The following is a 25,528-nucleotide window of genomic DNA, read 5'->3' on the forward strand; positions in this document are numbered from 1 at the left end:
ACCTGCTCAGGCTGGTACTTCTTGCCTCGCCCCATATGCTCTCCTTGTCCAGTTCTCTCTTATCCACTGGCACATTTCAAGCCGGGCACTCCAAAGGAACACTCTCCCGTTTGCTGGTGGAATCAAGCATTTTGCTTGCAGCCACTCGCGGCAATCCGTCTACTATCCTCAAGGATGCCGCAACCGCCTACAAAGTGGATACCGATGCCATCGCCGCCAAGGTGAAGCAGGAGTTTGCTGCGAAGGAGAAGGCGAAGAAGGCTCCGCAGCCCACACCCAAAGCAGCAAAGAAAGCGGCCTAGCAGAACACTCCGAGGGGCGGCGCTCTGCCGCCCCTCGCTTTTTATGCTCACAAATCGCGCGGGAAGAACCCTTTGCAGGTTTCTCCCCGCCCCCTCATCCGCTTGAGTCCCGGCCCCCGCTCGCCGGCTGCGCGCTAAAGTCCAATGCGAACTTGGCTTTGTGGCGGACATCCCAGAGATTAGGACCTTATGCTCCAATAGCGCCAGGGTGCTCTAGCACGGACATGTACTGCCTCGACTGCACTTCCACGGTGCCAAAGTCGGGAGAAGATAGCTCAACAGGCGTGGTGCAGAGAAGTTCGTCACTGACGATGACCCCATGCTGAATGACCGCTTGCCCCGACCAGTGGGCTCTTCCAAATCTCGTCGCCACTTTGTAGATCTTGCTATCTTTCTTGACAGATGCGGTCTCATGGGTTCCCTCGTATGGCCCCACTCCATCTCCTTCGCGCTTCAGAACAACAATGCCATTCACCTTATCGACAGAAATCACCGTGACCGTTTGTGTGCCTGGGGGGCCTAGCTCCCAAGGCTGGCTTAGAGTCACGGTCCATGTCTCTCCCGCTTTCAGTTCGCCTTGCGGGGTGCCCCAGAACGTGGGGTTGTAGAAGGGGCCGCTCGCATTTGTGTCGAGGCTGCACTTGCCACCGTAGCAGGTAGTAGTCCCGTGGTCCCGGTATTCGCCTTCCACATTCTTTAGCACGCGCTTGCCGTCCATCCGAACATCCGCCTTCCAGCGGATGATGTCTGAGGAGGGACTCGACTGGAAGATATAAGTACCTGTCGCGGGCAGCGTCACGACACTATCCTCTATGCCGGTTCCGTAGAGAGAGATGACGCGATATGTGATGAAGCTCAGGGTTTGACCGGCTGAGAGATGAGGGCTCAGGTAGAAACCAGCGTCGGCTTCTGCCTTCTTATTTTGCCTCGCGTGACACGTCACGGCGCTCATGATTGCTATCAGCAGGACCGCCACTGTTCCTAGTTTCTTGCTTACAACGTGCATGCGCATTCTCCTAATTCGTGCGTTCTTTCCTGGCCTCGTTGCACATCGCCTCCCGCTCCAATGGCTTCAGGAAGCACTAACCACCTCATCCGCGTGTTGCTTCGGCTGGCTACGGTGTATCCCCTCGCACATAAAGAACAGGCTCTCCGCGCCGAAAGCCCTGGGAAAGCCGTGCCGCTTCCTTCTCCATTAGCGGCTTCACGCTGATGGGACTCGCCAAATAGAAATCCATTTGCGATTCGGCCGGAAGAGTAACCGTAGGGCCAGGAGTCGCCGCAGACGTGAGGGCTCCCACCCCAGCGCCCAAAGCTGCGCCAGTCCCCATGCCAGCGAGTTTGCCGACTGCGGTAGTTTCTCCTTTGGCACTCCCACTAAAAACGCCACCGACGATAGCTCCGATAACAGCTCCGCCTTTAATTTTTGTCTCTGTCGGTTTACTTTTGCTGGTTCCCTCGACACGAAATTGGTAGGCATATAAGGGATAGCTCTGTTTCCCAAGATCGAGGGATGTGAGCCGAAGGATGAGATCCGGGCTGCCAGTCAGCGTGCCCGCTTTCTTGGCTCCGACAACTTCGCCATGAATGGTCGCCCCTCGGGGTATGACTAGCATGTTGTCCACGATCACGTCTTCGCTCAACGTAAAGAGAACTGGCTGGCCTCCCTTTGAGTATCGGCTGCTCAGAGGTTGATCCGTTCGGACACGCAGCAGTGTGTTCTCCAGCACCGTGACAAAGACATTTGGGTTAGAAGGGACTAGCGCCTGAGTCGGCTCAGATTGAGAGGATGAAGACTGCTGCTGCGCAGGAGTGTCCGCTTGAGACGAGGGCAGTGCATGGGTCGAAGGTGCGTCAGGCAGAGACTCTTTCAACGCGGCATCAGGCGAAGGGGTGGGAGCCATCTGCTGAGCCTGAATTGATACACCCGCTGAAGCCAACAACAGCGCGATGGCCGCAAAATCGGATGGAGTAACGCTGGCTCGTTTCCACATCAAAATCCTCATCATGCGCCTCGGCAAAGGCATCCGGTATTACAGTTCTAGAACAGCCTGCTTACGATGACGTTCGCGTGAAGCGTCCCGGCACACAGAGCCTCGACTCTATATCAGAGCTGTAGGCCCCAATATGAATCAAGTCTAATGAAAAGACATGGCTAACGAATCGGCCATCGGCAGGAGGAGTTGTCTCCTACTTCTGGGGGAGGAGTGAGAATTTGAAGCCTCCGTAGCAGTACCGCTGTGCCACCCTTCTGCGAGGCCCCCTGATTGGGCACTTGGCAAGTCTCCCCCAGGAGTAGGAGAGTGAGTCTCCGACTAACAGCCGATTCGCTATACGTCCCTCTTCGATAGAGTCAGACAAAGCCGTGGCTAGCAGAATTAAAATAGCGACATCGGGCTTCTGGTCTGCTTTGAGGTTAGCGGCGCTGCTAGCCGCCTCGACCCTATTTCTCTCTGCCCCACCCGTAACAGCGCAGACATCGTTCAACTCTGCGATTGGCCTTGCACTCAAGAGCGACCCTCGAATTAAGCTCGCCGAAGATGACGTGCATAAAGCTGAAGTGAATCTTGAGACCCTGAAAGCAGCTTTCGTGCCGAGTATATCCGGCAACATCGGCGCTGGCCCCTCTTACGGCATCACCACAAGCGTTCCGACGATATTCACGCTTCATGCTCAATCGCTGATAATGAACTCTTCTCAACTTGGATTCATCAGAGCCGCGCACGCGGGCATTGATGCGTCCAAGGCGTCTCTTCGGGACATCAAAGAACAGGTCGAAGAGGATGTCGCCATATCCTACCTATCGCTATGCGAAGCGCAGGAGAAGAACACAGTGCTAGAAGAGGAACTGGAACACGCTCAGAGGTTGGCAACGATTCTTGAAGAGCGAGTATCTGCCGGTGAAAATTCAGAGATGGAATTGAAGCAAACTAGGCGCACATTGCTCCAGGTCCAGCTACAGCGGCTCCAAGGGAACGACCAAATGGCGTCGCTCCGCAATCATTTATCACAACTCTTAGGTATTCCAACCGAACAGTTGGAGATAGCCTCCTCTACAATCCCACCCGTTCCTTCGTTCGATCTGGCTGGGCAAAACACCGAAGTGCATGACTTCGACACACCCAGCATCGTATCCGCAGAAGCGGATGCCCACTCAAAGAGCGAACAAGCCAGAGCGGATTCTCACTATACATGGAGGCCACAAATCGGATTCGCTGCAGAGTATGGTCGCATCAGTCCATTCAACGGCGCGTCCACCTACTACAACCTGAACGGCAACTACAACACGGCCTACGCCGCTGTCCAGGTTCAGATTCCATTTTTTGATAAAACGCACAAGGCTAACGCCCGCGCAGCACTCATTGAGGCACAACACGCGGCGCATACCGTCCAACTCTTACGCGATCAGCAACAGAACGCCAGCGTTGATCTTCGCCATTCGATAGAGGAACTATCGGTTAAGGAGCAGCTTGCTGTCGTCGATCAAGGGCTTGCCAACGATCAGCTCAATATAGTCCTCGTGCAACTTCAAGCAGGCAGCGGACGCAAAGGGGTAGCGCCCATGACTCCCATAGACGAGCAGAAGGCGCGTATCCAGGAACGGATCGACTATATGGGAGTTCTTGACGACCGCCTACAGTTGCAAGAATCGGAGATACGGCTGCTGCGACAGACCGGGAGCCTTCAGAACTGGATAGACTCTGCGATCTCATCTGCGACTCCAAGCAAATGAGATCAGTATCAGATGTAGCCAATTTCCAGCCCTTTTAGGACCGCACGCACACGATCCCGCACGCCGAGCTTCGCGAATATGGTCGATGCGTGGGTTTTGATGGTAGCTTCCGTCACTCCCAGGCTTTCCGCAATCTCCTTGTTGCTCAATCCCGCTGTCATGAGCGACAGAACCTCCGCCTCTTTCTTTGTGAGAGGTTCGGGAAGATCCAAGCTCTCGAATTTTGGCTGCAATGCTTCGAGGCCGGAGCGTGCGGTGCGTGTCACAGAAGGTCGGAAGACACGCTCGCCGTTCATCACCTTGTCGATGCAGGATGTCAGTTCCGCTAGGCTGGAATCCTTGCGGAGAAAACCATTTGCTCCCGCTTGGATTGCTCGAAAGAATGTCTCATCGTCATCAAAGGTCGTTACGAGAATGATTGGAGTTGTTAGTCCTTTATCTCGTACCTCTTTAAGGACATCCACGCCCGATTTTCCGGGCAGGCGTACATCCATGAGCACTACATCAGAAGGAACGCTCATTAAAACGTCAACTGCATGGATACCGTCTTCGGCCTGCCCCACGATGTCATACGCAGGATTTAGCTTTAGCAGCTCGCATAGGCCGAGCCGCACCAATGTCTCATCTTCTACCACCAGGATTTTCATGCCACCTCTCCCTTCTCGATGGGGATCGTCACACTCACTGCGAAGCCAGAAGCCGGTAGCAAGGGAAACTCCAGCGCTCCGCGCATCTCTTTTGCCCTGGAGTCGATACCATTTAGGCCGTTGCCTTTCGTCAGCGCTCCGCAGCCGCGTCCATCGTCCCTGATCGCGAGCCGCACGCTTTCCTTGTTCCGTGTGAGTTCAACCCAAAGATTGTGCGCTTCGGAGTGCCGCAACACATTGGTGATAGCTTCTTGGGCACAGCGATAAAGTCCGTGAGCAATCGACGGCGGTATGTCCGTCATATTGCCCTGGACCTCAAGATGAGTACGAACGCCGCTGACATCATGGAGCATTTGCTTCAGGGCAATCGAAAGGTCTCGTATGTCTTCCTCGCGCCAAGCCGAGACGGATTCTCGAATCTCGGCCAATAGAACGCGATTAATCAGTTGTGCCCTTGCGATGGCCGGGAGCGCCGCCTCTGCCGCCCGATGCTGCGCAATCTCTAGTTGTATGCCAAGAGTTGTGAGGTAGTGACCAGCCGCATCGTGCAGCTCTCTGGACAGCCGATACCGTTCCTCGAACTTTGCCGACTCTTTAATCTCTGCTTGCAATGTAATCAATTCGCCATTCGACACAGCGAGTTCGTGTTGCCGCTTTGCTAGCTCGAAAAGCAGACATGCACCCAGAAATGCGAAACCGTACCAGACATAATTCTGGCCGATCACAACGACCGCCACAGCCAACCTGGCAGGCGAATGAAGAATTTGGTTCCAGAAGGGAGCCGCCTGGTGCCTGAATATGTACATGCGCCCTATCCAGCCAGCAAAAGTGCAAATTACAGCGATCCCACACCAGCGCAATCGTCGCTTCACAGGCACGCAGAACGGGATACAAAACACCGATAAGTTCGTAAGGTCGAGGCTAAGCATTACGCCAAGCAAGATTTGAGGAAGCAGCCATCGTTCGCGGTGAGGTGCGAGATTGACGCGGATTGGAATGTTCTTCACGTACAGAAATGCGTACACGAATGCGCCGCATACTTTGAGCCAAAACAAGGGAGCCAGTGTTCCACGAATGGACACGGGGCCGGTCTGCGCTTCCACGATGACTTCGAGGAGCGCGATGAGAAAGCCACCCCAGCGCAACCAGAAGAATAGTGGCTTTCCAAACACCATGTACGTACCGTAAGAAAAATCGACCTGCTCCGCATCGGCCATTAGTCAGAGACTCCCCAACACTTCTTCCAGAATAAGCTTTTGAATATTCATGTCTCCCCCAAAAGTATGAGACGACCTCTCCAGCTAGTGGCCGATGTCGGCGTCGCTGCGTTTGGATAGAGTCGGATCATGAAGGACCAGTCTCCCTCGCATGGACTCGGATGGGCCAGTCAGATGAGCAAAGCAGTCAGCGGATGCAGAACAGGGAGACACTGGCGGGCTTGCAGCCCATTCATCTGTCTATTCTTCATTACAGCAGTTATGCACGCCCAAGCCGTATTGAAAGCGGATGCATCGCTGCCGGAAGCACCGGTCCCTCAGGCGTCCGTGGAGAGTCAGGTAGCTTCCTCAATGCTCACTGGCACGGTCGCGGATGGTGAGGGAGCCATGATTCAAGGCGCGACGATAACCTTGGAAAATGTAGCAACCCATGACAAACGAACAGCTTTGACTGACGGAAGCGGCTCATTCACCTTTTCTGCGGTGGGGCCGGGTCTCTATGCGGCCACGATTGCAGCGAGAGGATTTCAGCCTGTGGTGAAGACGGGAATCTCTGTGCATACCGGGGAGACCTATCAACTGTCGCAAACGACAATGCAGGTTGCGACTGCGACCACCACTGTGCAGGTCGGTGTGCAGACGCAGTATGAGTTGGCGGAAGCACAGCTTAAAGCGGAGGAGAAACAACGCTTCCTCTGGGTTGTCCCCAATTTTTACGTCAGTTATCTTCCAAACCCCGCGTCGCTTACCGCAGGTCAGAAGATGCGGCTTGCTCTTCACGCCGCAGTTGATCCGTACCAGTTCATCAATACCGGCATCAATGCCGGATGGGATCAGGCACGTAATAACTATCCGGGGTATGGGCAAGGTGCGGCGGGTTATGCGCGGCGGTATGGAGCCGATTACGGCGACGTCGTATCGGGAACCATTGTGGGCTCGGGGTTGATGCCTGCCTTGCTCCATCAAGACCCTCGCTACTTCTACAAAGGCACAGGAAGCATTCCTTCACGCATCGGTTATGCACTATTAGCAATCGTTAGAACGAAGGGCGACAACGGGAAGTGGCAACCGAACTACTCCGGGCTCCTCGGCAACCTAGCCTCTGGACTCATTGCTAACAGCTATCTTCCAACCGGGGACCGGAAAGCTGTTGGCAATGTAATCGGAGTCACTTTCCAAGGGTTTGCACTTCGAGGAATAGGCACATTGGAAGAAGAGTTCTTAGCTCGCTGGGTGACCACCCACGCGCGAGATAAGGGAACGATTGGACATCAGTAGAGTCGGGTAACGGGAGGCCCAAACGGGCTCAGCCAAACTAGGGGAGAAATACGTTATGGCATCGATCATTCCCAATGAGATGAATCCCTCTCTATTGCATTTCCATGTATGCATTCATTGCGCCAGCAGATACCGGAGGGAAGAAGTCGAAGGGCGCGTGCATACGACGGGGCTTTTTCTCTGCCCGAAATGCGAGAAGGAAGGTCCGTTGAATATTGAAATTCATGATGTAGAGGATGATAAGCCCGGCCCGCTCTGCGCCGAATGAACTATATGGCGAACGGAAGTTCTCCCTACCCGGAGCCGATAAGTTCACCCGGCAAGCGGGAGCTTTGTCTGTCCCATTACACCGAACTTTCTTCCGGCAGCTTTGACGAATTCATTCACAAGTCGAGATTTACTGTCTGCTCGCATCGCGAGACTCGTGACGAGGCGAAGACGAGGTTCAGCCAAGGGTCGCATCGTGATGCCATCACGAGCAATTCTCCATGCGCCCGACCGCGCAAGAAATGCAAGTCCATGATGCTCTCGGATCAGTTCAGAGGCTTCCTCGGGGCTGGTGAAGTGATAGACATCCGATGGGTAGGCACCGCTCTCTGCGGCGATTGAATGAATGGCGTCGTACAAATGACCGTTTATGTGTTTCCCGAGTAATATCCAGTTCCGCTTATGCATCTGCTCGAAGCGAACTTCCCGATATGCCGCGAGTTCATCGTCCATTGGCATCGCGATGTAAAACGGATTGTCCGCAATATTCAGGACACTCAGTTGCGGCTTGTGCGGGACTCCTGTTATCACGGCAAGATCGAGCGCTCCCGAGCTGACTTCGCGGGCAAGTTCATTGGAGAAGTTGCTCCAGAGCTTGATTCTCATCTCAGGAAAGAGTGAGAGCTGAATGGATAGAAGTGTCGAAACGAGAATTGGTTCGGTGTACGAGGACTTGCCGATATTGAGAATTTCATTTGGCCCGTCAAGAACAGCGCGGGCCGACAATACCGCCCGCTCCGCATGGGAAACAACTTCACGTGCCTCGACGATGAAGACCCGACCTGCTTCCGTGAGTTCGGCAACCTGATGGCTATGTTTGAAGACCTGAAAACCTAGCCCGCGCTCCAGCTTGAAAATCTGTTTACTGAGCGCAGATTGGGTGATGTTCAGCCTATCGGCTGCTCTTGAGAAGTGAAGTTCTTCGGCAAGCACAATCGCTGATTGCAGCAATCGAATCTCGGGTAAGACCATGACTATCCTCCAGGCTGCGGATTCTGGGAAGGGACAGCAAGCACTTCAAGATGGCCGGAATCAACCACCGATACAACAATTGTAGTCCCGAATTGAAGACATTTGCAGCAGCGCGAGCCGCCGCATGAAATGTCGTCATTCCAAAAAGGAATGACGCGCGCCCAAAATTTCATTGGACGATCTGCCCTCCGGGCGCGAACCTCGCTTGTAAACAAGCGGGCAAGGATTCGCTTGCGGAGAGGAGTCACTATGTCCGACGAACGAAAGCCACCAGTAAGCGCGGGAGCACCCGATGGCCGCCCCCGCATCGACCGCGAGCCGTTGCTCGACAGCCATCAGGCGGCGGCCATGCTCAAGGTCCATCCGAGGACACTCCAGAGGCTTGTCCATCGCGGAGAAATCGCAGCCGTGCATGTCGGCAAACTATGGCGTTTCAAGGCATCTGTGCTGACCGAATGGATCGACAGAGACATCGCCAGTTAAGGAACGAAACCCATAGAAACCCAATGTTTTTGTAGTGATATTCAGGCATGATGGCGTTACCCTAATGACAGCCATTCGTGCTGTGAAGTCGAGGAGAAATACCTTGATTGATCGCACACGATATCAATTCGGAAGTGTCACGCTTAAGAAGCGGGCGAAGGGAGCCGACGTTTGGGAGTTCCGGTACTACGAGACGCAGGCCGACAATACGAGGAAGCGTAAAGCGACCTTCGTCGGAACCACGAATCAGTACAAGAACAAGTCAGACGCTCGGGTAGCGGTAGAAGCCCTTCTCCTCAAACTCAACGAAGAGAAACCTCAGCATCACCTGGGAGCTGTCACCTTCGGCGCAATTTGCGACCGGTACATCGAGGAAGAGTTGCCCGAACGCTACTCCACTCGCAAGTCGTATCTGTCGAATATCAAGCTGCACATACGCCCGAGGTGGGAAGGCTATCTGCTCCACCAGATCCGGCCCATGGTGGTCGAAGGATGGTTGAAGAACTTGGACATGGCCCCGAAATCGAAGGCTCATATCCGGAGCGTCATGCACCTGCTGTACGAGTGTGCAGGGCGCTGGGAACTCTTCAACGACCGTCGCAATCCCATCGAGATGGTCCGTGTGAAGGACAGCACGAAGCGTCGTTTGCGCCCAGCCGTGTTGACTGTGAACGAGTACGAAGCCATCCTCGGGCTGTTGAAAGAGCCGTACCGAACGATGGTGATTGTTGCGCAATGCCTCGGTCTTCGCGTGAGCGAGATCGCGGCGCTCCAGTGGCAAGACTTCGATTTTGAACGGCAGCAACTTCTCGTGCAGCGGAGCATCGTGAACGGGAACGTCGATGACGTCAAGACGGAGTATTCACGAGACCATGTACCGCTGCACGAATCTCTGGTCGAGGTTCTGCTCGCATGGAGTAAGCAAGCCCTGCCGACGGAAGAAGGTTGGGTCTTCGCAAGCCCCCATACGAACAGACCGTATCACCCGACCGACATTCAGAAGCGGCACATCCGCCCTGCGGGTTTCTGCCTTGCGGCATGCCCGAATTGCGGAGCTGGGATCGGCGTCTGGTGCTCGCAGGATCGACCGACACCGAACGGCAAGCGGCTGCTCATTCACGATGAGCGTAAGGCGAGTGCCGGGAAGTACAGTCGAATCGGCTGGCATACGTTCCGCCACACGTACCGTACGTGGCTGGACGAGACCGGAGCACCGATGAAGGTGCAGCAAGAGTTGATGCGTCACGCGTCGATTCAGACGACCATGAATGTCTACGGACAGGCTATGTCGTCCTCGAAGCGGGAAGCAAACAGCAAGGTCGTGGAGATGGTGCTCAAGCCAATGAAAGCGAGCGCCTGAAACCTAGATTTTGCGAATGGGAGTCAGTGGGAGTGAATCGAGGTTGGTAGCTTCTAAAATTCGACTCGTAACTGATTGATTTGATTGGTTGCGGGGGTAGGATTTGAACCTACGACCTTTGGGTTATGAGCCCAACGAGCTACCGGACTGCTCCACCCCGCAATCTGATAGTAACAATCCGATAGCGTGCGGTCAAACTGCCACAGCATGCGGCTTGTAGCCCACTGGTGGCTCTTAAGTAGCCTGCCCGATTGAGCCTGGGCGATTGGCTAAACCAATGTGACCTGGATGTTGTGATTGCGCAGGGCCTCGACGATGGGCGCTGAGGCGGCCTGGTCGGTGATCACATGATGAATCTCAGACAGGGAGACAATGCGGGACAGGCTGCGGCGATTAAACTTGGTCGAATCGCACACGGCGACAACGGTACGCGCTGCTTTGACCATGGCACGGTTCACGCGTGACTCGAGCACGTTAGGCGTGGTGACACCTGCTTCGAGATCGAGTCCGTCCACTCCAAGGAAGAGGACATCCGCGTGCATCTCCTGAAGCACATCCTCCGCCAGTGGTCCTACGAGTGAAAAGGAGTTTTTGCGCAGCGTGCCCCCGGTGAGGATTACCTCGAAATCTGTTCCTGTAAGTTCGGCTGCGATGTTGACGGCGTTGGTGATGACGGTTAACTGATGGAACCGCTTGAGTGCGTGGGCGACGGCTGTGGTGGTTGTTCCTGAGTCCAGCATGACGCATTGCCCCTCATGCACGAGCTTTGCGGCCGCAGTGGCGATGCGCTGCTTCTCCTGCAGGTGGCGTTGCTGCTTTTCCTGGATCGAGGGGTCAAAGAGCGCGCCGGTCTGTGCTGGCAGGGCTCCCCCGTGAGTTCGAAGGATGAGGCCCTTTGCCTGCAGCGCGTCGAGATCCTTACGGATCGTAATCTGAGAGATGCCGAGTTTGCGGGCGATATCGCCGACCAGCACGCGACCTTCACTCTGGAGGATCGCGAAGATGTGTTGTCTCCGCTCGTCGATGAGCATTTCATCGCCTTGCCTTGCGGGGGCGGGCGCTGCGGGGGCGGCTACAGGTGCTTTACTGCGCATAGGCGGATTCAGCTATCTCCTAGTCAGACGAGTTCCAGATTCTGCAGAGAAGTATCGCATGAGGCGCAAGGAACAGGGTTTTGAGTCGATCCGAATGAGTGCGAATTGAGTCAGGTTATCGCTGCGAGCCCCTGCGCAGAACTGGGCGGGTGCCGTTTGTTTGCTTGACGCCCCGAGAACACCCAATCTATTGTTGGTCATCATAAGTAAACGTTCATAAACGAAATCTATCAGGTGTATGCTTTGCGGCAGGATGACTGAAATTTCGCGAGAAGGCAGGAGTTGGCAGAATGGCCGGTCGGGAACAGGAAAAAATGCAGGAAAGCCCTGCATCAGGAGACAAATTCGTCGCGATGGTGACGGCGAAGGCAGAGGTGGACCTGAAGTTGAGCGACTTTCATCCGCGTCCGATGCTGGTGACGGAGACGCATGAGATAGAGCGCCCGGTCGTTCCGGCAATCGATTATCACAACCATCTTGATTCGATGGAGCCGCGCGATGTGCTGAAGATCATGGACGCGTGCGGCATCGAGCGAGTGGTGAATATCACGATGAAGACCGGCGACGAGGCGCTGGCCATGCTGCATCGCTATAAGGATGCGGCGCCGGATCGCTTCTCTACGATTGGCTGGATGGACTGGGCCGATCTGCACAGTCCGAATTTTTTCCGGAAGTCGGTCGAGCGGCTGGAGCGGCTGGTGGAGCATGGCGCATGCGGTATTAAGTTCTGGAAGGACCTTGGACTGACCCTGCGCGACTCCTCAGGAAAGCTGCTGCGGATTGACGATGAGCGCCTTGCCCCAGTTTTTGAGAAGGCGGCAGAGCTTGGCGTGCCGGTGATGTTTCATACGGCAGACCCGGCTGCTTTTTTTGAGCCGATCGACCAGTACAACGAACGCTACGAAGAGCTGGCGGCGCACCCGGACTGGGGATTTTATGGCGCTGAATATGGCAAGAGCGAACTGTTGGATCAGCGCGACAAGGTCTTCAGCCGACACCCGGAGACGACTTTTGTCGCTGCCCACATGGGCGAGTGTGGAGAGAATCTGCGACGTGCGGCGCAGACGCTTGTGAACCACTCAAACGTATTCATGGATATGAGCGCCCGCGTGGCAGAATTGGGGAGGCAGCCTTACACGGCTCGCGCCTTCTTTGAGAGGTTTGCTGACCGGCTGCTATTCGGCACGGATCTGTTACCGGAGATCAGCATGTACCGACTTCACTTCCGCTTTCTCGAGACAGCGGATGAGTACTTCGAATATCCGTCGCATGCCTCGCGGCAGGGTCGCTGGAACATCTGCGGCATTCATCTGCCGGAAGAGATTCTGAAGAAGATCTATCGCGAAAATGCGGCGGCACTGCTGAAGCAGGCGGGACAGTAGCTACTGCCCGCCCAGGTTTCAAAGCTAGGCACGCTCGAAGTGCGCTTCAATCTCTTCGAGCGTCTTGCCTTTCGTCTCAGGCAGAAAGAAGAAGACGGTAATCAGGTAAACCACCGTGAAGCTGGCGAAGAGAAAGAAGATGGTCGAGTAGCCATACTTGCTGACGACAGGTAGAAAGACTGCTGCCAGCGTTGTGGAAACCAGCTGATTGATGACCAGCGCGATACTCATGCCGTTGGAGCGGATACGCGTTGGCATGAGCTCAGAGAGAGCCAGCCAGACACAGACGCCAGGACCGACCGCATAAAAGCTCATGAACAGATAAAGTCCGATGGCTACGAGCCAGCCGTGTTGCGCATCCGGCACCTGCCCCAGGTAAGCGCCTTCGATCTTGAGCGGCGCAGTGCGGGCGGCATCGAGGTTGGTGAAGGGGTTCTTCACATACGCCTCAAATCTGCTGGTGGGTAGCGCCTCCTCACGGGTGATGCGGATCGGGGCTGCTGCAGGATCATCCGAGCGGACAAAGGTGGTGGCTCCAGTGAAGCCGCCGTAGGAGTAGATGACGGCCAGCGAGGCGCGATGGCTGTTGATCTCGTTGCCGGTGTAGCCCTCCTTGGCCATCAGTGTGCGCGCCTCGTCAGGCGTGAACTGGAGGGCCAGAGACTGGTCGGGCTTGACCATGGTTTGGAGTACGCTGCGGCAGTTGATGGTGAGCTTCTCCGTTCGGAGAAAGAGCATGCCCACGCCGATGAGCGAGGTGATGATCCCGATTGTTCCCATGATGAATAGGAACCTGCGGCCGGTACGATCCACCAGTGACATGCCTGTGAGGGTGAGCAAAAAGTTGACGAAGGTGAAGATGACATAACCCCAGTGGGCGCTGAGGTCTGAGAGGCCGCTCTGCAGCAGGATGCTGGTGTTGTAGCCGATGATCGAGTTGACGCCGGTGGCGGTGTTGCAGAAGAGGATGACGCAGGCCAGAAGAAAGGGGATGACGTATTTGCGGCGCAGCAGGGAGTCCTTGACGGCTGTGCCGGTATTCGACTTCGATGCGGCGGCGTTGGCTATCTCTTCCATTTCGTGCAGTTCGGTATCTGCCTGTTCCGGGCTGCGCGAGCGAAGCAGTGAAGCGTAGGCGAGCTCCTTGTTGCCGCGGCGGAAAAGCCAGCGGGGCGACTCGGCTACAAGCAGGCTGCCGAAGACGAAGAGCACGCCCGGCGGCAGTGAGACCCAGAAGATGCGACGCCAGGCCTGGTCCTTAAAGTGAAAGATAGTGGCCGCGTCAGCGATGCGCTCAACCGCTTCGACGCGATAGCTGTAGTAGATGCCAATGAGCGCTGCGGAGACGATGCCGAGGGTGAGCAGCCACTGGAAGACGCCGGTCCCTTTGCCGCGGGTGGAAGCACCGAGACACTCCGCGAGGTAGAGCGGTACGACGACGCCGATGAAGCCGCCGCTGATGCCCTGCAGCAACCTGCCGAGAAAGAGTGGCCCGTAGCCATGCGACAGCGCAATGATGGGGATGCTGATGACGAAGGCGAGGCCGCTCAGGGTCATCAGCGGCTTGCGTCCCATGGCATCCGCGAGCAACCCGGCAAAGAGCGTGGAGATAACACTGCCCAGAAGAACAGCAGCCACGATAATGGAGAGCTGACCGGCGGTGAGATGCGAGGTCGCTTCCAGGTAGGGCAGCGCTCCGCCAATGATGCCTACGTCAACACCGTAGAGCAGGCCGCCGAGTCCGGCAACAAGCAGTAGGGTGCGATTATAGCGGCGCCTGCTATCCGGCAGCGTGAGGGCAGATGCGGAAGTGGATGCTGTATTTGCCATAGAGTTCAATTGGGTGCAGGCATTATTACATCCGCAATGCCTTGAGTTCTGAGAATAGCTGAACTGTCGGCTTCTGCCATGATCGATTTCTACTCCAGTGGCGCAGGGGCCGCGGTTGTCTCACCGCGGCTGCGCGTGGAGCGGTCGCTAGAAGCCATGCATGGCGAGAAACTCTTCGCGGAGCTTCGCATCGCGGAAGGCTTCAGTGCCGCCGGGCCGCAGAGTCGAGAGCGCACCGGTGATGTTGCCCATGGCGGCGCAACGCGCAGGCGATTCGCCTTTGAGATATCCGCTCAGGAAGCCTGCGTTGAAGCTGTCTCCCGCGCCTATGGTGTCCACAGGTGTGACGATGACCGGCGGCACGCTCTCACGATGATCTCCCTGCTGTACCAGCGCGCCCTGCCGTCCGCGCTTGACAACGATGAGCGGTACACGCTCGGCGAGTGCGTCCAACGCGTCTTCCAGCGTGCCGCTCCCGGCGATCTGCTTCAGTTCGTCCTCATTCGGCAGCAGCACGTCGATGCTGTCGAGCAGCTGGTCCAGCACTCCTCCCCACTCACCGCCGGGATCGTCGTTCGTATCGAGCGAAATGGTCATGCCCGCTTGCCGGAGCGCCGCAAAGATCTGCGGCACGTCGGCGGTCAGCCCCTGCTGCAGATAGAGGGATGAGAGATGGAAGTGGGGAGCCGCGGTGAGATAGTCCATGTTCAGGTCTTCGCGCGTCAACCTGGCTATGGTGCCCAGATAGGTGAGGATATGGCGGCGCTCTCCGTGAGGCAGCAGAATCGTGACGCCTGTGCCTGTGCCGTCTTCGCTATATCTGATCTCTGATAGATCGACGCCGCTCTCGGCCAGACGGCCAAGGGCGAGCTGTCCGAAATCATCTCTGCCTAGACGTGTCTGGAAACCGACACGCGTGCCAAGCGTGGCCAGATTATGCGCGAGAATGGCCGAAGAGCTGCCGAGGGTTACACGGAAGCCCGAGGCGAGCAGTTCGCGTTCAAGCGGCATCTGCTCCGGCAGGCCATAGAGAATCAGGTCGAGATTGATCTCTCCTGCCAGGGTGATGTCGAAGCGAGGGATTTCGGTCATGCGGGGATGCCTTTCGAGAGGTGGGGTGTCTGTGCTATTTTGCCTTATTACGATATCTATTGTTTACTTTCTTTTTATTTTTTAGTATCAAGAAATAGAACGCTAGGAAACACCAAGGGACCAACTTGACCAGCCTATCGAATCTTTTAGCTCTGCCGCTTGCAGAAAAGACCGCTCGGGGCCTGCTCCACACGCCGCAGGAGATTGCCCAGCAACCGAAAACCTGGCGAGGCACACTGGCCCGCTTCGACCACTATGCGGCAACTCTGCGGGAGTTTCTGACGCAGGCTGGGCTGCAGACTGCCGTCGAGCAGCGGCCTACGGTGCTGCTGATCGGCGCAGGCACCTCCGATTACATTAGTCGAGTGCTGACGATCCTGCTGCGGCAGAAGTGGGGCTGCGAAGTGATGGCGGTGGCCAGCACCGATCTGCTCGCAAATCTTGAGGACTACGTAGTGGAGGGACGGCGGTATCTCTGGATCTCCTTCTCGCGCTCCGGCGATTCTCCTGAGGGCGTGGCCGTGCTTGAGCAGGCGCTCAGAAAGTATCCACAGATTGCCCAGTTGATTGTGACCTGCAATCCGCGCTCGCGGATGGCCGAGGTGAGCCGGGCGAGCGGGCGAGCGTTTGTGGCGGTGCTTGAGGACGAGGTGAACGACCGCGGGCTGGCGATGACCAGCTCCTTTACAAACATGGTGATCTTTGGCCAATGCCTCGCGCACGCCTGGGAAATAGAGAAGTACAGGCCGACTCTCGAGCAGCTTGCGCGGGCGGCCGAAAGTTTTCTGGCCGCGGCATCGGAGCGTGCCTCGGTGTTGGCGAAGAGTAGTTTCAGCCGGATATGCTTCGTGGGCTCGGGTTCTTTTGCGGGGCTGGCGAAGGAGTCTGCGCTGAAGGTGCTGGAAATGTCCGCAGGGCAGATCAAGACGATGTCGGAAACAGTGCTTGGGCTTCGGCACGGGCCGATGGCGGCGCTCGATAGGGAGACATTGTTTGTCTGCTTTGTATCGAGTGACTGGCGCAGGCAGCAGTATGAGATGGACCTGCTGCGGGAGATCGAAGCAAAGGGCATAGTAGCGTCACGCCTGGCCATTGGGCCGAAGGCCGCTGAGAGCGCGGTGGCGCCGCTATGCGACAACTACCTCGCGATTGATGCGGAAGTTGCCGACCTCTATCGTGCGCCGGTCGATGTAATCTTTGGGCAACTGCTCGGGCTCTACTGCTCCATCGAGCATGGCATGAAACCGGACGCTCCCAGTCCAGACGGCGTTATCAGCCGTGTCGTGCAGAGCTTCCAGATTTACTCCGAGATTGCCAGATAAGCGGGCCTGGTCGCGTTGGCGAGGGATCGACTTATCGAGTAACCGGGGGCTGGCACTTGCATTGAGGTTCGAGTACCGCGCCGCTGCTGACCTGTTGCTCTCGTGAAGCAGCTATGGCCGCTCGGCTTGCTGTGGATCCGGGGCCAGGCCGTGCTTCTCCATGCGATAGGCGAGAGTGCGCCTGCTGATGTCAAGATAACGTGCTGCCTGCGTCTGATTGCCGCCCGAGCGTTCGAGCGCACGCACAATCAACTCCCGCTCCACACCTTCCAGGCTGATGCCGTTGTCAGGCAAGTCAAGCAGCAGGGCAGAGGAGCTGGGACGGCTCTTGCGCACTTCTTCAGGCAGATCAGCAACGCCGATCTCATCACGCGGCGCGAGCACCAGGAGGCGCTCGATCATGTTCTCAAGTTCGCGCAGATTGCCCGGCCAGCGATAGGCCAGCAGATGTGGCATCACCGATGCGCCGAGCGAAACGGAGTTCAATCCGTGGCGCTCGCGAATCTTGCGGAACATGTGTTCCACCAGTTCCGGGATGTCTTCCTTTCGTTCGCGAAGTGGAGGCAGATGCAGAGGTACGACGGCGAGCCTGTAGTACAGGTCCTCACGAAAGTTTTCATCCTCAATCATGCTGGAGAGGTTGCGATGCGTTGCCGCGATCACTCTTACATTGACTTTGACTGGATGAGAGGAGCCGATCTTTGAAATCTCACCCTGCTGCAGAACGCGCAGCAACTTTACCTGCGCCTCTAAGGGGAGCTCTCCGATCTCATCAAGGAAAAGGGTTCCGTTATCGGCGAGTTCAATCTTTCCGGCGCGGTCCATCGTTGCGCCCGTAAAGGCTCCGCGTGTGTAGCCGAACAATTCCGACTCTACGAGGTCGCGCGGAATGGCGCCGCAGTTGATGGTTATGAAGGGCTTGTTCTTTCTTCGACTGTTGTGATGAATGGCGCGCGCCAGCAGTTCCTTGCCGGTTCCGGTCTCGCCCTGGATCAGTACGGTCGTGTCGTGCGGCGCTACGCGCGCAGCCTGGTCGAGAACGCGCAACAGCGCTTTGGATCTGCCTACGATGGACTCGAATCCGTACTTCTGGTCTAGAGCCAGCCGCAGATTGCGAACTTCTTCGAGCAGGCTCTGACGCTCCATGGCGCGGTTGACTACAAGAGTGAGCGCTTCAAAGTCGAGGGGCTTGGTTACGTAGTCATAGGCGCCCATCTTCATGGCGCGCACTGCTGTCTCCACCGTTCCAAAGGCGGTGATGATGATGAGCGTCGTCTGCAGGTCATCCTCAGAGATACGGCGCAGCAGGTCGATGCCGCCGCTGGTGGGCATGTTGAGGTCTGAGATGACGAGTTGGTGTTTCTGCTCGCGCAGCATCTCATAAGCCTGCTGCCCATCGGATGCGAGATCCACCTGGTAGCCTGCTTCTTCGAGCTGCATCTTCATTATGCGTCGCAGGCTGACGTCATCGTCTACTACGAGTATCCGGTTGGGGGTCACAGAGCTACTCCGACACCGAGTGTCTTGGTTGGCCGCTCGAAGGGCACCTTGAGCTGAAAGGTCATGCCGGAGCCATGGTTATTGTTTGCGCCTGTCAGACTGCCGCCGTGCTGCGCGGCAATGTTAGCGGCGACGGCGAGTCCGAGGCCGGTGCCGCCCTCCTTGGTTGTGAAGAAGGGGTCGAAGAGTTTACTCTGCGCTTCCTCTGTAGCTCCGCTGCCCTCATCCTGCACCTCGATGCAGAGCATGCTGTCCCGGGGGAAGCAGCGGATCCAGACGCACCCCTGTCCCGGTGTCGCCTGGACTGCATTGATGACCAGGTTGAGCAGCACCTGCTTCAACTGCTCCGCATCACACTCAACAGGCGGCAGATTCGGCTGAAGCTCAAGGATCAGTTGCACCTCGTTCGGCGCAGCCGTATGTCGGGCCAGCACAGCTACCGATTGCACGATTGAGGCAGGATCGACCGTCTGATAGCGAGGCAGCCGAGGTCGTGCGAAATCGAGGAAGTTAGTCAGCAGCTTATTCAGTCGCTGCGACTCCTTTTCCATAATGTCCAGGCACTCTTCCATGTTCTGCGCCGAGGCGTTGCCGCGCTTCAGGATTCCTGCTGCCCCTGAGATGCTCGCCAGCGGGTTGCGAATTTCATGCGCCAGGCTGGCAGCGAGGTGTCCGGCAGCAGACAGCCGCTCGGTCTTCTTGAGGTGTTCGATGTTCTGCCGCAACTCCGTGTAGACGCGTTGCAGTTCCTGCTGCGTGATCTCCAGCCGCCGCCGCTGTTCGCGTTCGCGATCAGAAAGAAGGCCGGCGATAACGCCTGCCACTCCGAAGACTCCCAATTCCACTACCTGATCCTGCGCATCCATCGGCCAGACCTTCCAGTCTTTCGCTATGTTCGGGGCGAGCAACATGACCGAAAACAGCAGCGCCTTGAGGGCGCCTCTCCATCCGAAGAGCATGCCAGAGACCATAAACGGCAAAAAGTTCAAATGATGCAGAACATTGTGTGCCTCAATGGCGCGTGCGGGCGTAATCCAGGTGAGAATCGCGAGCAGGAGAATCGATAAGCCGATTCCAGCCGCCTGCCACTTGCGCGCGCGCGTACTGATAGATGCGACCGCTGTCATGCCTTTTATTTTCCCATGCAGGCAGGTTGCTGGTATCGGGAGGGTGCGACGCTGGGCCCGGGTGGCCAGGTGTACCAAAACGTACGGTCAGGGCTCGTGATGTGAACGGTTTGGTGCACCCAGGGCCTCCAAAGGCCCGGTTTACGGGCAAAAACCATTGGCGCGTCAATTGCTTTTGCAGAGTTGTGCAACTGAGAACTATTGCCTTGCTGGCTATCGGCCTTCAGTGTTCTGTCGCTTTCGGACAGGCAGCCGTGCCACTCTCTGACCTCGGCGAGCCGCTTCACAGCGCGTCGGCGATGTTGCCCGCTGCCCCATCGGCGGTCATCAGTGTCCCCTTGACAGCGGGCGCGTCCACCGGCCCTGTGGCAGAGACACAGACTGCAGCCGCGCCAGACGCCCCAGACGCCCCGCAGGTCGAGGCGCTTACGCTCGAGCGCGCTCTCGCCCTGGCGGAGAAGAACAGCCCCATGCTGCAGGGCGCGAGCGCCATGTCGGCACGGGCGCGAGCCGCGATTCGCACAGCGGGCGCCTACACCAATCCTGAGGTTGAATACTTCGCAGGCAATCAGAGCGCCCGCAAGGTTGCTATTCCTGGCATTCCCGGCCTGTTGCAGCACTATGCCGCCTCGCAGACCGTTGAGATTCCCGCAGAGCGCTCCGCGCGTCAGCGCAGTGCACGTTTGGCGAGTCTCAGCAGTAATTTTGGCGAAGCGGCTATTCATCTCGCAGTTGTTGCAGAGGTGAAGCACGCTTTTTACGACGCACTGGCAAGGCGTGCAGAGGTTGCTTATGCGCGGGACAACCTAACCCTGGTGGAAGATCTTCGCCGTCGCGTAGAGGTTGAGGTGCGCGTCGGCGAGAAGGGGCGACTGGAGCTGACGCGCGCCGAAGCTGAGCTGGCGCGCGCGCGTTTTGAGGTGAGCAGCGCGCAGATAAGGCTGGCAAACTCGATTGCGTTGCTGCGCGTCGCGATCGCCGCTCCTGCCGATGTGCAGCTCGAACCGCAGGGCGAGCTGGAGCCGCCGATCAAGCTCGGGCCTATCGACGAACTTCGCGCACGCGTTCTCAACGCTCATCCTGCTATCGCGCAGTCGCAGACCGATATTGAGCAGTCGAAGGCGCAGCTGGCGCACGAACGCACGCTGCGTATTCCGCAGCCCAATTTCTATGGCGAGTATGAAAAGCAGCCGGACCTCACATTCTGGCGGATTGGAGTGCATCTTCCGCTTCCCCTCTGGAACCGTCGCACAGGGCAGATCGCCGAAGCGAAGGCAATCGTGAATCAGTCGGTTGCCGCCAACGATCAGCGCAGGCTTGAAATTTTCTCTGCACTCGAACGCGCCTATGAGCAGTATCAGATTGCCGATCAGCAGACGAATTCACTCCAGTCCGGCTCAATGCACGAGGCGGAGAGCGCTGTCGATGCGGCGAAGGCTGCCTACCGCTTCGGTGAGCGCGGCATCGTTGAAGTGCTCGATGCGCAACGAGTTCTGCAGAGTGTGCGTGCCGATCTGCTGAATGCCCAATACGCCCGTCAATATGCACTGATCGATTTAGAAGTTCTCGGCGCTGTGACGCCTGGAGGAAGACCCTGATGACTGCCTTTCCCTCTCTAGCAACATTCCTTCGCGCTGTCCTGGCGTTGTCTGCCCTCTGCTTTTTTTCTCTGCCCGGCTGCAGGAAGGCCGAGGTGAAGCAGGCCATCGCGGTCGAAGAGACCAATCCTGCTGAAGTGACGGTGACGCCTGCGCTTGCGGCCCAGCTCAAGATAGGTGAGCCGAAGATGCGAGACGTGGCGGGATCGCTGCAGGTTGCCGCACGCGTCGAAACCGATGCATCACGCATTGCGCGCGTGGGCTCGCCCGTGGCCGGACGCATTACAAGGCTTCTCGTGCTGGAAGGGCAGCGCGTGCGCGCAGGCGCTGCCCTTGCAACCCTGCACAGCACGGACCTTTCGGATACACAGTTCGCCTTCGTCAAAGCATATTCGCAGGAGAACCTTGCCGAGCAGGCCACCAAGCGCGCGGAACAGCTTGTCGCGGCGGATGTGATCGGGCGTGCGGAGCTGGAGCGACGGCGTGCGGAGCTGCTGCAGGCCAGCACTGAAGAGGAGTCCTATCGCACGCAGCTGCGAGGTCTGGGAATGTCGGAAGCCAGCATTCAACAGCTGCTGAAGACGCGCAAGCTCAACGCCGATTATCCGGTTGTTTCGAGCGTCGGAGGGACCGTGCTCGAGCGCAAGGTGACGATCGGCCAGATTGTGCAGCCAGCCGAACTGGCTTTTCTGGTTGCAGATCTTTCCAACGTGTGGATTCTGGCCGACGTGCCGGAGGAGAATGCAGGCAAGCTGCACCGCGGCATGCAGGTGCTCGTCACAATTCCTTCACTGCCAGGAAAGGAGATTCATGGGACGCTCTCCTATGTGGCTCCGATTGTCGATCCGGAGACACGCACGGTGCAGGTGCGCATGGACCTCGCGAATCCCGAGGGCATCTACAAGCCGGCGATGCTCGCCAGCATGACGTTCCTGGATCGCGACGAGCGAAAGCTCACCATCCCCTCCACGGCGGTCGTTCGCGAGGACAATAAAAACTATGTCTTCGTGCAGACAGCGCCCAATCGCTTCCTGCTGCGCGAGGTCACGCTGGGAGCAGAGAGCGATGACGATCGCATCCTGGACAGCGGAGTAAGCCCGGGCGAAAAGATCGTGCTCGAGGGCGCCTTCGGATTGAACAATCAGCGCAAACAGAACGCAGTCAAGGCAGGAGCATAACTATGCTGCAGTCTATCGTGCGGATGGCGCTCAAGCACCGCCTGATTCTTCTTGTCGTTGCAGTGGTCCTGCTCGCCTTCGGCTTCAACGCTGCCGGTCATCTATCGGTCGACGCCTTTCCTGACGTCACCAATATCCAGGTGCAGATCGCTACAGAGGCACCGGGCAAGTCGCCGGAAGAGGTCGAGCGCTTCATCACTGTGCCGGTTGAGATTGCCATGACGGGTCTGCCTGGAATGACCGACATGCGTTCAATCAGTAAGCCCGGCCTCTCGCTCATCACGCTCGTCTTTGAGGACGGACGAAACCTCTATCTCGAACGGCAGATGGTCTCAGAGCGGCTCAGCGAGCTGCGCGACCGCATGCCGCAGGGGGTTACGCCAATTCTCGGGCCAATCACCAATGCGCTGGGCGAGGTCTATCAGTACACACTTGAAAAGCCTGTAGAGAGTAAGCGTCCCCTCACTCCCGATGAACTCACGGAGCGGCGAACACTGCAGGACTGGGTTGTGCGCCCGCTGCTGCGCTCCATCCCCGGGGTTGCCGAGATCAACTCCACTGGCGGTTACGTCAAGCAGTATGAGACGCTGGTCGATCCGCAGAAGCTGCGCTACTACAACCTCGCCATTGAAGATGTGCTCAACGCACTGGCACGCAACAACGCCAACGCCGGCGGAGGCATTCTGCCGCAGCATGAGGAGCGCTACCTCATTCGCAGCGTGGGGCTGATTCGCGATCTCGACGACATCCGCAATATCGTGCTGAAGGAGCGCGGCGCTACGCCCGTGTACATTCGTGACGTAGCACAGGTGCGAATGGGTACGGCGGTGCGAGCAGGCGCGATGATCAAGAACGGATATACAGAGTCCGTCGGAGGAGTGGTGCTCATGACCTCCGGAGGAAACGCCAAGGAGATCGTCAGCAGAATCAAAGAGCGCGTCGCAGAGATCAACCAGAAGCATATGATTCCTGGTGGTCTCCAGATCAAACCCTACTATGACCGTTCGCAGCTGGTCGATGCAGCCATCCACACTGTCACGGAGGTGCTGGGCGAAGGCATCGTCTTCGTCGTCATTGTGCTGTTTCTCTTTCTGGGCGATATACGGTCGAGCCTTATCGTATGCGCAACGCTCATCCTCACTCCGCTGCTTACGTTCTTTGTGATGAATCACGTTGGCCTATCGGCAAACCTGATGTCGCTGGGTGGGCTGGCGATCGCCATCGGGCTTATGGTCGACGGCTCCGTGGTCGTTGTCGAGAATGTCTTTGCGAAGCTGAGTCATCGGCGACATCTGGATCATGCACTGCCGGGTCCGGAGCACAAGCTGCAGTTGGTTCGCGATGCGGTTGGTGAGGTAGCTACGCCGGTTCTCTTCGGCGTGACGATCATCATCGTCGTCTTTCTGCCGCTGATGACGCTGGAGGGTATGGAGGGCAAGATGTTTGCGCCGCTGGCCTACACCATCGCCATCGCGCTTGGCATTTCGCTCATCCTCTCGCTGACTCTCTCGCCTGTGCTGTCGGCATATCTGCTGAAGGGCGGATCGGAGAAGGACACATGGTTCGTGCGCATGCTGCGCAGGCCCTATAACGTCATCTTCGACTGGGCGCTTGGCCATCGCATACTCTGCACAGTCGGTGTGCTGGTGCTCTTTATCGCCGCTCTTTCGCTGTTTCCATTCCTTGGCACCGCCTTTATTCCGGAGATGGCCGAAGGAACACTATCGCCGAATGCAGATCGCGTCCCCAACATCTCGCTCGAAGAATCTCTGAAGACGGAGATGGCGATGCAGCGTGCGATGCTCAAGGTGCCCGGCGTCGAGAACGTCGTTTCGCGTGTCGGCCGGGGTGAATCACCTGCCGATCCTGCAGGTCCGAATGAAGCCGACGTGCTGGCGTCGCTCACCCCTTTTGACAAGCGTCCCAGCGGCATGACGCAGGACAAGATCGCCGAACAGATGCGTAAGCAACTCTCCAGCTTTCCTGGCATCAACCTCGTCATGTCTCAACCCATCTCCGACCGGGTGGATGAGATGGTTTCCGGTGTCCGCGCCGATGTAGCTGTCATGATTTACGGGGACGATTTGGACGTTCTTGTTCAAAAGGCAAACCAGATCGCCAAGGTTGCATCCGGCATCCAGGGGACGCAGGATACGCGGGTGGACCGCGTAGGCGGTCAGCAGTATCTCAACATCGTCATTAACCGCGCTGCCATTGCGCGCTATGGCTTGAACGCTTCGGACGTGAACGACATCATTGAAACCGCGATCGCAGGCAAGGCCGCAACCGAGATTTACGAAGGCGAGCGTCGCTTCGAGGCAGTCGTGCGCCTGCCTGAGCATCTGCGCGACAGCGTGCCCGATATTCGCGACATCCAGATCAGCTCGCCCGATGGCCCTCGGATTCCTCTCGAAGATCTGGCTAGCATCAAGGTGGTGGAGGGTCCAGCGCTCATTAACCGGAGCATGGGGAGAAGGCGCATCGTCGTCGGCATCAATGTGCAGGATCGCGATCTGGGCGGATTCGTCGCGGAACTGCAGCAGAAGGTTGAGAAGCAGGTGCCGCTGCCACCTGGCTATTACATCGAGTGGGGCGGTCAGTTCCACAACATGGAGCGGGCACTGAAGCATCTGACGATCATCGTGCCGATTACGATTGCGGCAATCTTCTTCCTGCTCTTCATCCTCTTTAACTCCGTGCGTTTCGCGGCCCTCATCATCACGGTGCTGCCGCTGGCCTCGATCGGCGGCATCTTCGGGCTCTTCCTCTCCGGGGAGTACCTGTCGGTGCCGGCGTCGGTGGGCTTCATCGCGCTGTGGGGCATCGCTGTACTCAATGGAGTGGTGCTTGTTTCCTACATCCGCAAGTTGCGCGACCAGGGGATGACGCAGAAGGAAGCCGTTCGCGAAGGCGTCAGGCTGCGCTTCCGGCCGGTCATGATGACGGCCACGGTGGCGGCCCTGGGACTGTTGCCCTTCCTCTTTGCCAGTGGTCCCGGCTCAGAGATTCAGCGACCGCTCGCTATCGTCGTCATCGGCGGACTGATTACATCTACGCTGCTGACGCTGGTTCTGCTGCCGGTGCTCTATGGATTTTTTGAGGGACGATCTGCGAAGGAGAAGGATGCGAGAGAAGTGACGGTATAA

Annotated in this window: 20 protein-coding genes, 1 tRNA gene and 1 pseudogene; 11 read left to right on the forward strand and 11 right to left on the reverse strand. The window is 57.4% G+C overall.

Going from position 1 to position 25,528, the window contains the following annotated elements:
- Positions 1-302: pseudogene (locus C7378_RS12165) on the forward strand (ParB/RepB/Spo0J family partition protein); the annotation flags it as partial.
- 187 nt (positions 303-489) lie between these two features.
- Here the strand turns inward: C7378_RS12165 and C7378_RS12170 are convergent.
- Both C7378_RS12170 and C7378_RS12175 read right to left on the reverse strand, forming a co-directional pair.
- Positions 490-1,308, reverse strand: coding sequence for a hypothetical protein (locus C7378_RS12170; RefSeq protein WP_131997018.1), 819 nt, complete (start codon positions 1,306-1,308; stop codon positions 490-492).
- Between the two features lie 109 nt (positions 1,309-1,417).
- Positions 1,418-2,296 (reverse strand): hypothetical protein, encoded by an 879-nt coding sequence (locus C7378_RS12175; RefSeq protein WP_131997023.1) that lies wholly within the window; start codon positions 2,294-2,296, stop codon positions 1,418-1,420.
- Positions 2,297-2,667: 371 nt separating this feature from the next.
- Here C7378_RS12175 and C7378_RS12180 point away from each other — a divergent pair, with 371 nt between their 5' ends.
- Positions 2,668-4,035: a TolC family protein gene (locus C7378_RS12180; RefSeq protein WP_165876795.1), complete on the forward strand. Its 1,368-nt coding sequence runs from the start codon at positions 2,668-2,670 to the stop codon at positions 4,033-4,035.
- Positions 4,036-4,043: 8 nt separating this feature from the next.
- On the opposite strand, the gene C7378_RS12185 is transcribed toward C7378_RS12180, so the two are convergent.
- Both C7378_RS12185 and C7378_RS12190 read right to left on the reverse strand, forming a co-directional pair.
- Complete coding sequence (locus tag C7378_RS12185) at positions 4,044-4,682, reverse strand: response regulator transcription factor (RefSeq protein ID WP_131997029.1); 639 nt, start codon at positions 4,680-4,682, stop codon at positions 4,044-4,046.
- Complete coding sequence (locus C7378_RS12190; protein WP_131997032.1) at positions 4,679-5,899, reverse strand: sensor histidine kinase; 1,221 nt, start codon at positions 5,897-5,899, stop codon at positions 4,679-4,681. Before C7378_RS12190 ends, C7378_RS12185 begins: the two co-directional genes overlap by 4 nt.
- A gap of 261 nt (positions 5,900-6,160) precedes the next feature.
- Here C7378_RS12190 and C7378_RS12195 point away from each other — a divergent pair, with 261 nt between their 5' ends.
- Together C7378_RS12195 and C7378_RS12200 are read left to right on the forward strand one after the other, a co-directional pair.
- A complete protein-coding gene (locus C7378_RS12195) occupies positions 6,161-7,177 on the forward strand; it encodes a carboxypeptidase-like regulatory domain-containing protein (RefSeq protein WP_165876796.1) in 1,017 nt (338 codons plus the stop codon).
- Between the two features lie 55 nt (positions 7,178-7,232).
- Positions 7,233-7,445 carry a hypothetical protein gene (locus C7378_RS12200; protein ID WP_131997038.1) on the forward strand — a complete coding sequence of 71 codons (213 nt, stop codon included), beginning with the start codon at positions 7,233-7,235 and terminating at the stop codon, positions 7,443-7,445.
- A gap of 44 nt (positions 7,446-7,489) precedes the next feature.
- On the opposite strand, the gene C7378_RS12205 is transcribed toward C7378_RS12200, so the two are convergent.
- Positions 7,490-8,416: a LysR family transcriptional regulator gene (locus tag C7378_RS12205; protein WP_131997041.1), complete on the reverse strand. Its 927-nt coding sequence runs from the start codon at positions 8,414-8,416 to the stop codon at positions 7,490-7,492.
- Between the two features lie 249 nt (positions 8,417-8,665).
- Here C7378_RS12205 and C7378_RS12210 point away from each other — a divergent pair, with 249 nt between their 5' ends.
- Complete coding sequence (locus C7378_RS12210) at positions 8,666-8,899, forward strand: helix-turn-helix domain-containing protein (protein WP_131997044.1); 234 nt, start codon at positions 8,666-8,668, stop codon at positions 8,897-8,899.
- 103 nt (positions 8,900-9,002) lie between these two features.
- On the forward strand, positions 9,003-10,259 hold the full coding sequence (locus C7378_RS12215) for a tyrosine-type recombinase/integrase (protein ID WP_165876797.1): 1,257 nt from the start codon (positions 9,003-9,005) through the stop codon (positions 10,257-10,259).
- 85 nt (positions 10,260-10,344) lie between these two features.
- Here the strand turns inward: C7378_RS12215 and C7378_RS12220 are convergent.
- Together C7378_RS12220 and agaR are read right to left on the reverse strand one after the other, a co-directional pair.
- A tRNA-Met gene (locus tag C7378_RS12220) sits at positions 10,345-10,421 on the reverse strand.
- Between the two features lie 107 nt (positions 10,422-10,528).
- On the reverse strand, positions 10,529-11,353 hold the full coding sequence (gene agaR / locus C7378_RS12225; protein ID WP_243648225.1) for a transcriptional repressor AgaR: 825 nt from the start codon (positions 11,351-11,353) through the stop codon (positions 10,529-10,531).
- A 314-nt stretch (positions 11,354-11,667) separates the two neighbouring features.
- On the opposite strand from agaR, the gene C7378_RS12230 reads away from it, so the two are divergent.
- A complete protein-coding gene (locus C7378_RS12230) occupies positions 11,668-12,735 on the forward strand; it encodes an amidohydrolase family protein (protein ID WP_131997050.1) in 1,068 nt (355 codons plus the stop codon).
- Positions 12,736-12,759: 24 nt separating this feature from the next.
- Here the strand turns inward: C7378_RS12230 and C7378_RS12235 are convergent, their stop codons facing one another.
- Both C7378_RS12235 and C7378_RS12240 read right to left on the reverse strand, forming a co-directional pair.
- Positions 12,760-14,565, reverse strand: a complete 1,806-nt coding sequence (locus C7378_RS12235; RefSeq protein ID WP_131997053.1) for an MFS transporter — start codon at positions 14,563-14,565, stop codon at positions 12,760-12,762.
- 147 nt (positions 14,566-14,712) lie between these two features.
- The gene (locus tag C7378_RS12240) at positions 14,713-15,657 is read right to left on the reverse strand and encodes a carbohydrate kinase family protein (protein ID WP_131997056.1); all 945 of its coding nucleotides are present in this window, start codon (positions 15,655-15,657) and stop codon (positions 14,713-14,715) included.
- Positions 15,658-15,782: 125 nt separating this feature from the next.
- On the opposite strand from C7378_RS12240, the gene C7378_RS12245 reads away from it, so the two are divergent.
- Positions 15,783-16,979 carry an SIS domain-containing protein gene (locus C7378_RS12245; RefSeq protein ID WP_131997059.1) on the forward strand — a complete coding sequence of 399 codons (1,197 nt, stop codon included), beginning with the start codon at positions 15,783-15,785 and terminating at the stop codon, positions 16,977-16,979.
- 111 nt (positions 16,980-17,090) lie between these two features.
- Here the strand turns inward: C7378_RS12245 and C7378_RS12250 are convergent, their stop codons facing one another.
- Positions 17,091-18,479: a sigma-54-dependent transcriptional regulator gene (locus tag C7378_RS12250; RefSeq protein WP_131997062.1), complete on the reverse strand. Its 1,389-nt coding sequence runs from the start codon at positions 18,477-18,479 to the stop codon at positions 17,091-17,093.
- Positions 18,476-19,606: a two-component system sensor histidine kinase NtrB gene (locus C7378_RS12255; protein WP_131997065.1), complete on the reverse strand. Its 1,131-nt coding sequence runs from the start codon at positions 19,604-19,606 to the stop codon at positions 18,476-18,478. The genes C7378_RS12250 and C7378_RS12255 overlap by 4 nt, the downstream gene beginning before the upstream one ends.
- Before the next feature lie 185 nt (positions 19,607-19,791).
- Here C7378_RS12255 and C7378_RS12260 point away from each other — a divergent pair, with 185 nt between their 5' ends.
- From C7378_RS12260 to C7378_RS12270, 3 genes are read left to right on the forward strand one after another with little or no spacing between them, the layout of a single operon-like run.
- Positions 19,792-21,204 carry a TolC family protein gene (locus C7378_RS12260; protein ID WP_243648226.1) on the forward strand — a complete coding sequence of 471 codons (1,413 nt, stop codon included), beginning with the start codon at positions 19,792-19,794 and terminating at the stop codon, positions 21,202-21,204.
- The gene (locus C7378_RS12265) at positions 21,204-22,382 is read left to right on the forward strand and encodes an efflux RND transporter periplasmic adaptor subunit (RefSeq protein ID WP_131997068.1); all 1,179 of its coding nucleotides are present in this window, start codon (positions 21,204-21,206) and stop codon (positions 22,380-22,382) included. The genes C7378_RS12260 and C7378_RS12265 overlap by 1 nt, the downstream gene beginning before the upstream one ends.
- 2 nt (positions 22,383-22,384) lie before the next feature.
- On the forward strand, positions 22,385-25,528 hold the full coding sequence (locus C7378_RS12270; RefSeq protein WP_131997071.1) for an efflux RND transporter permease subunit: 3,144 nt from the start codon (positions 22,385-22,387) through the stop codon (positions 25,526-25,528).

This window comes from Acidipila rosea, assembly GCF_004339725.1.
Classification (GTDB): domain Bacteria; phylum Acidobacteriota; class Terriglobia; order Terriglobales; family Acidobacteriaceae; genus Acidipila; species Acidipila rosea.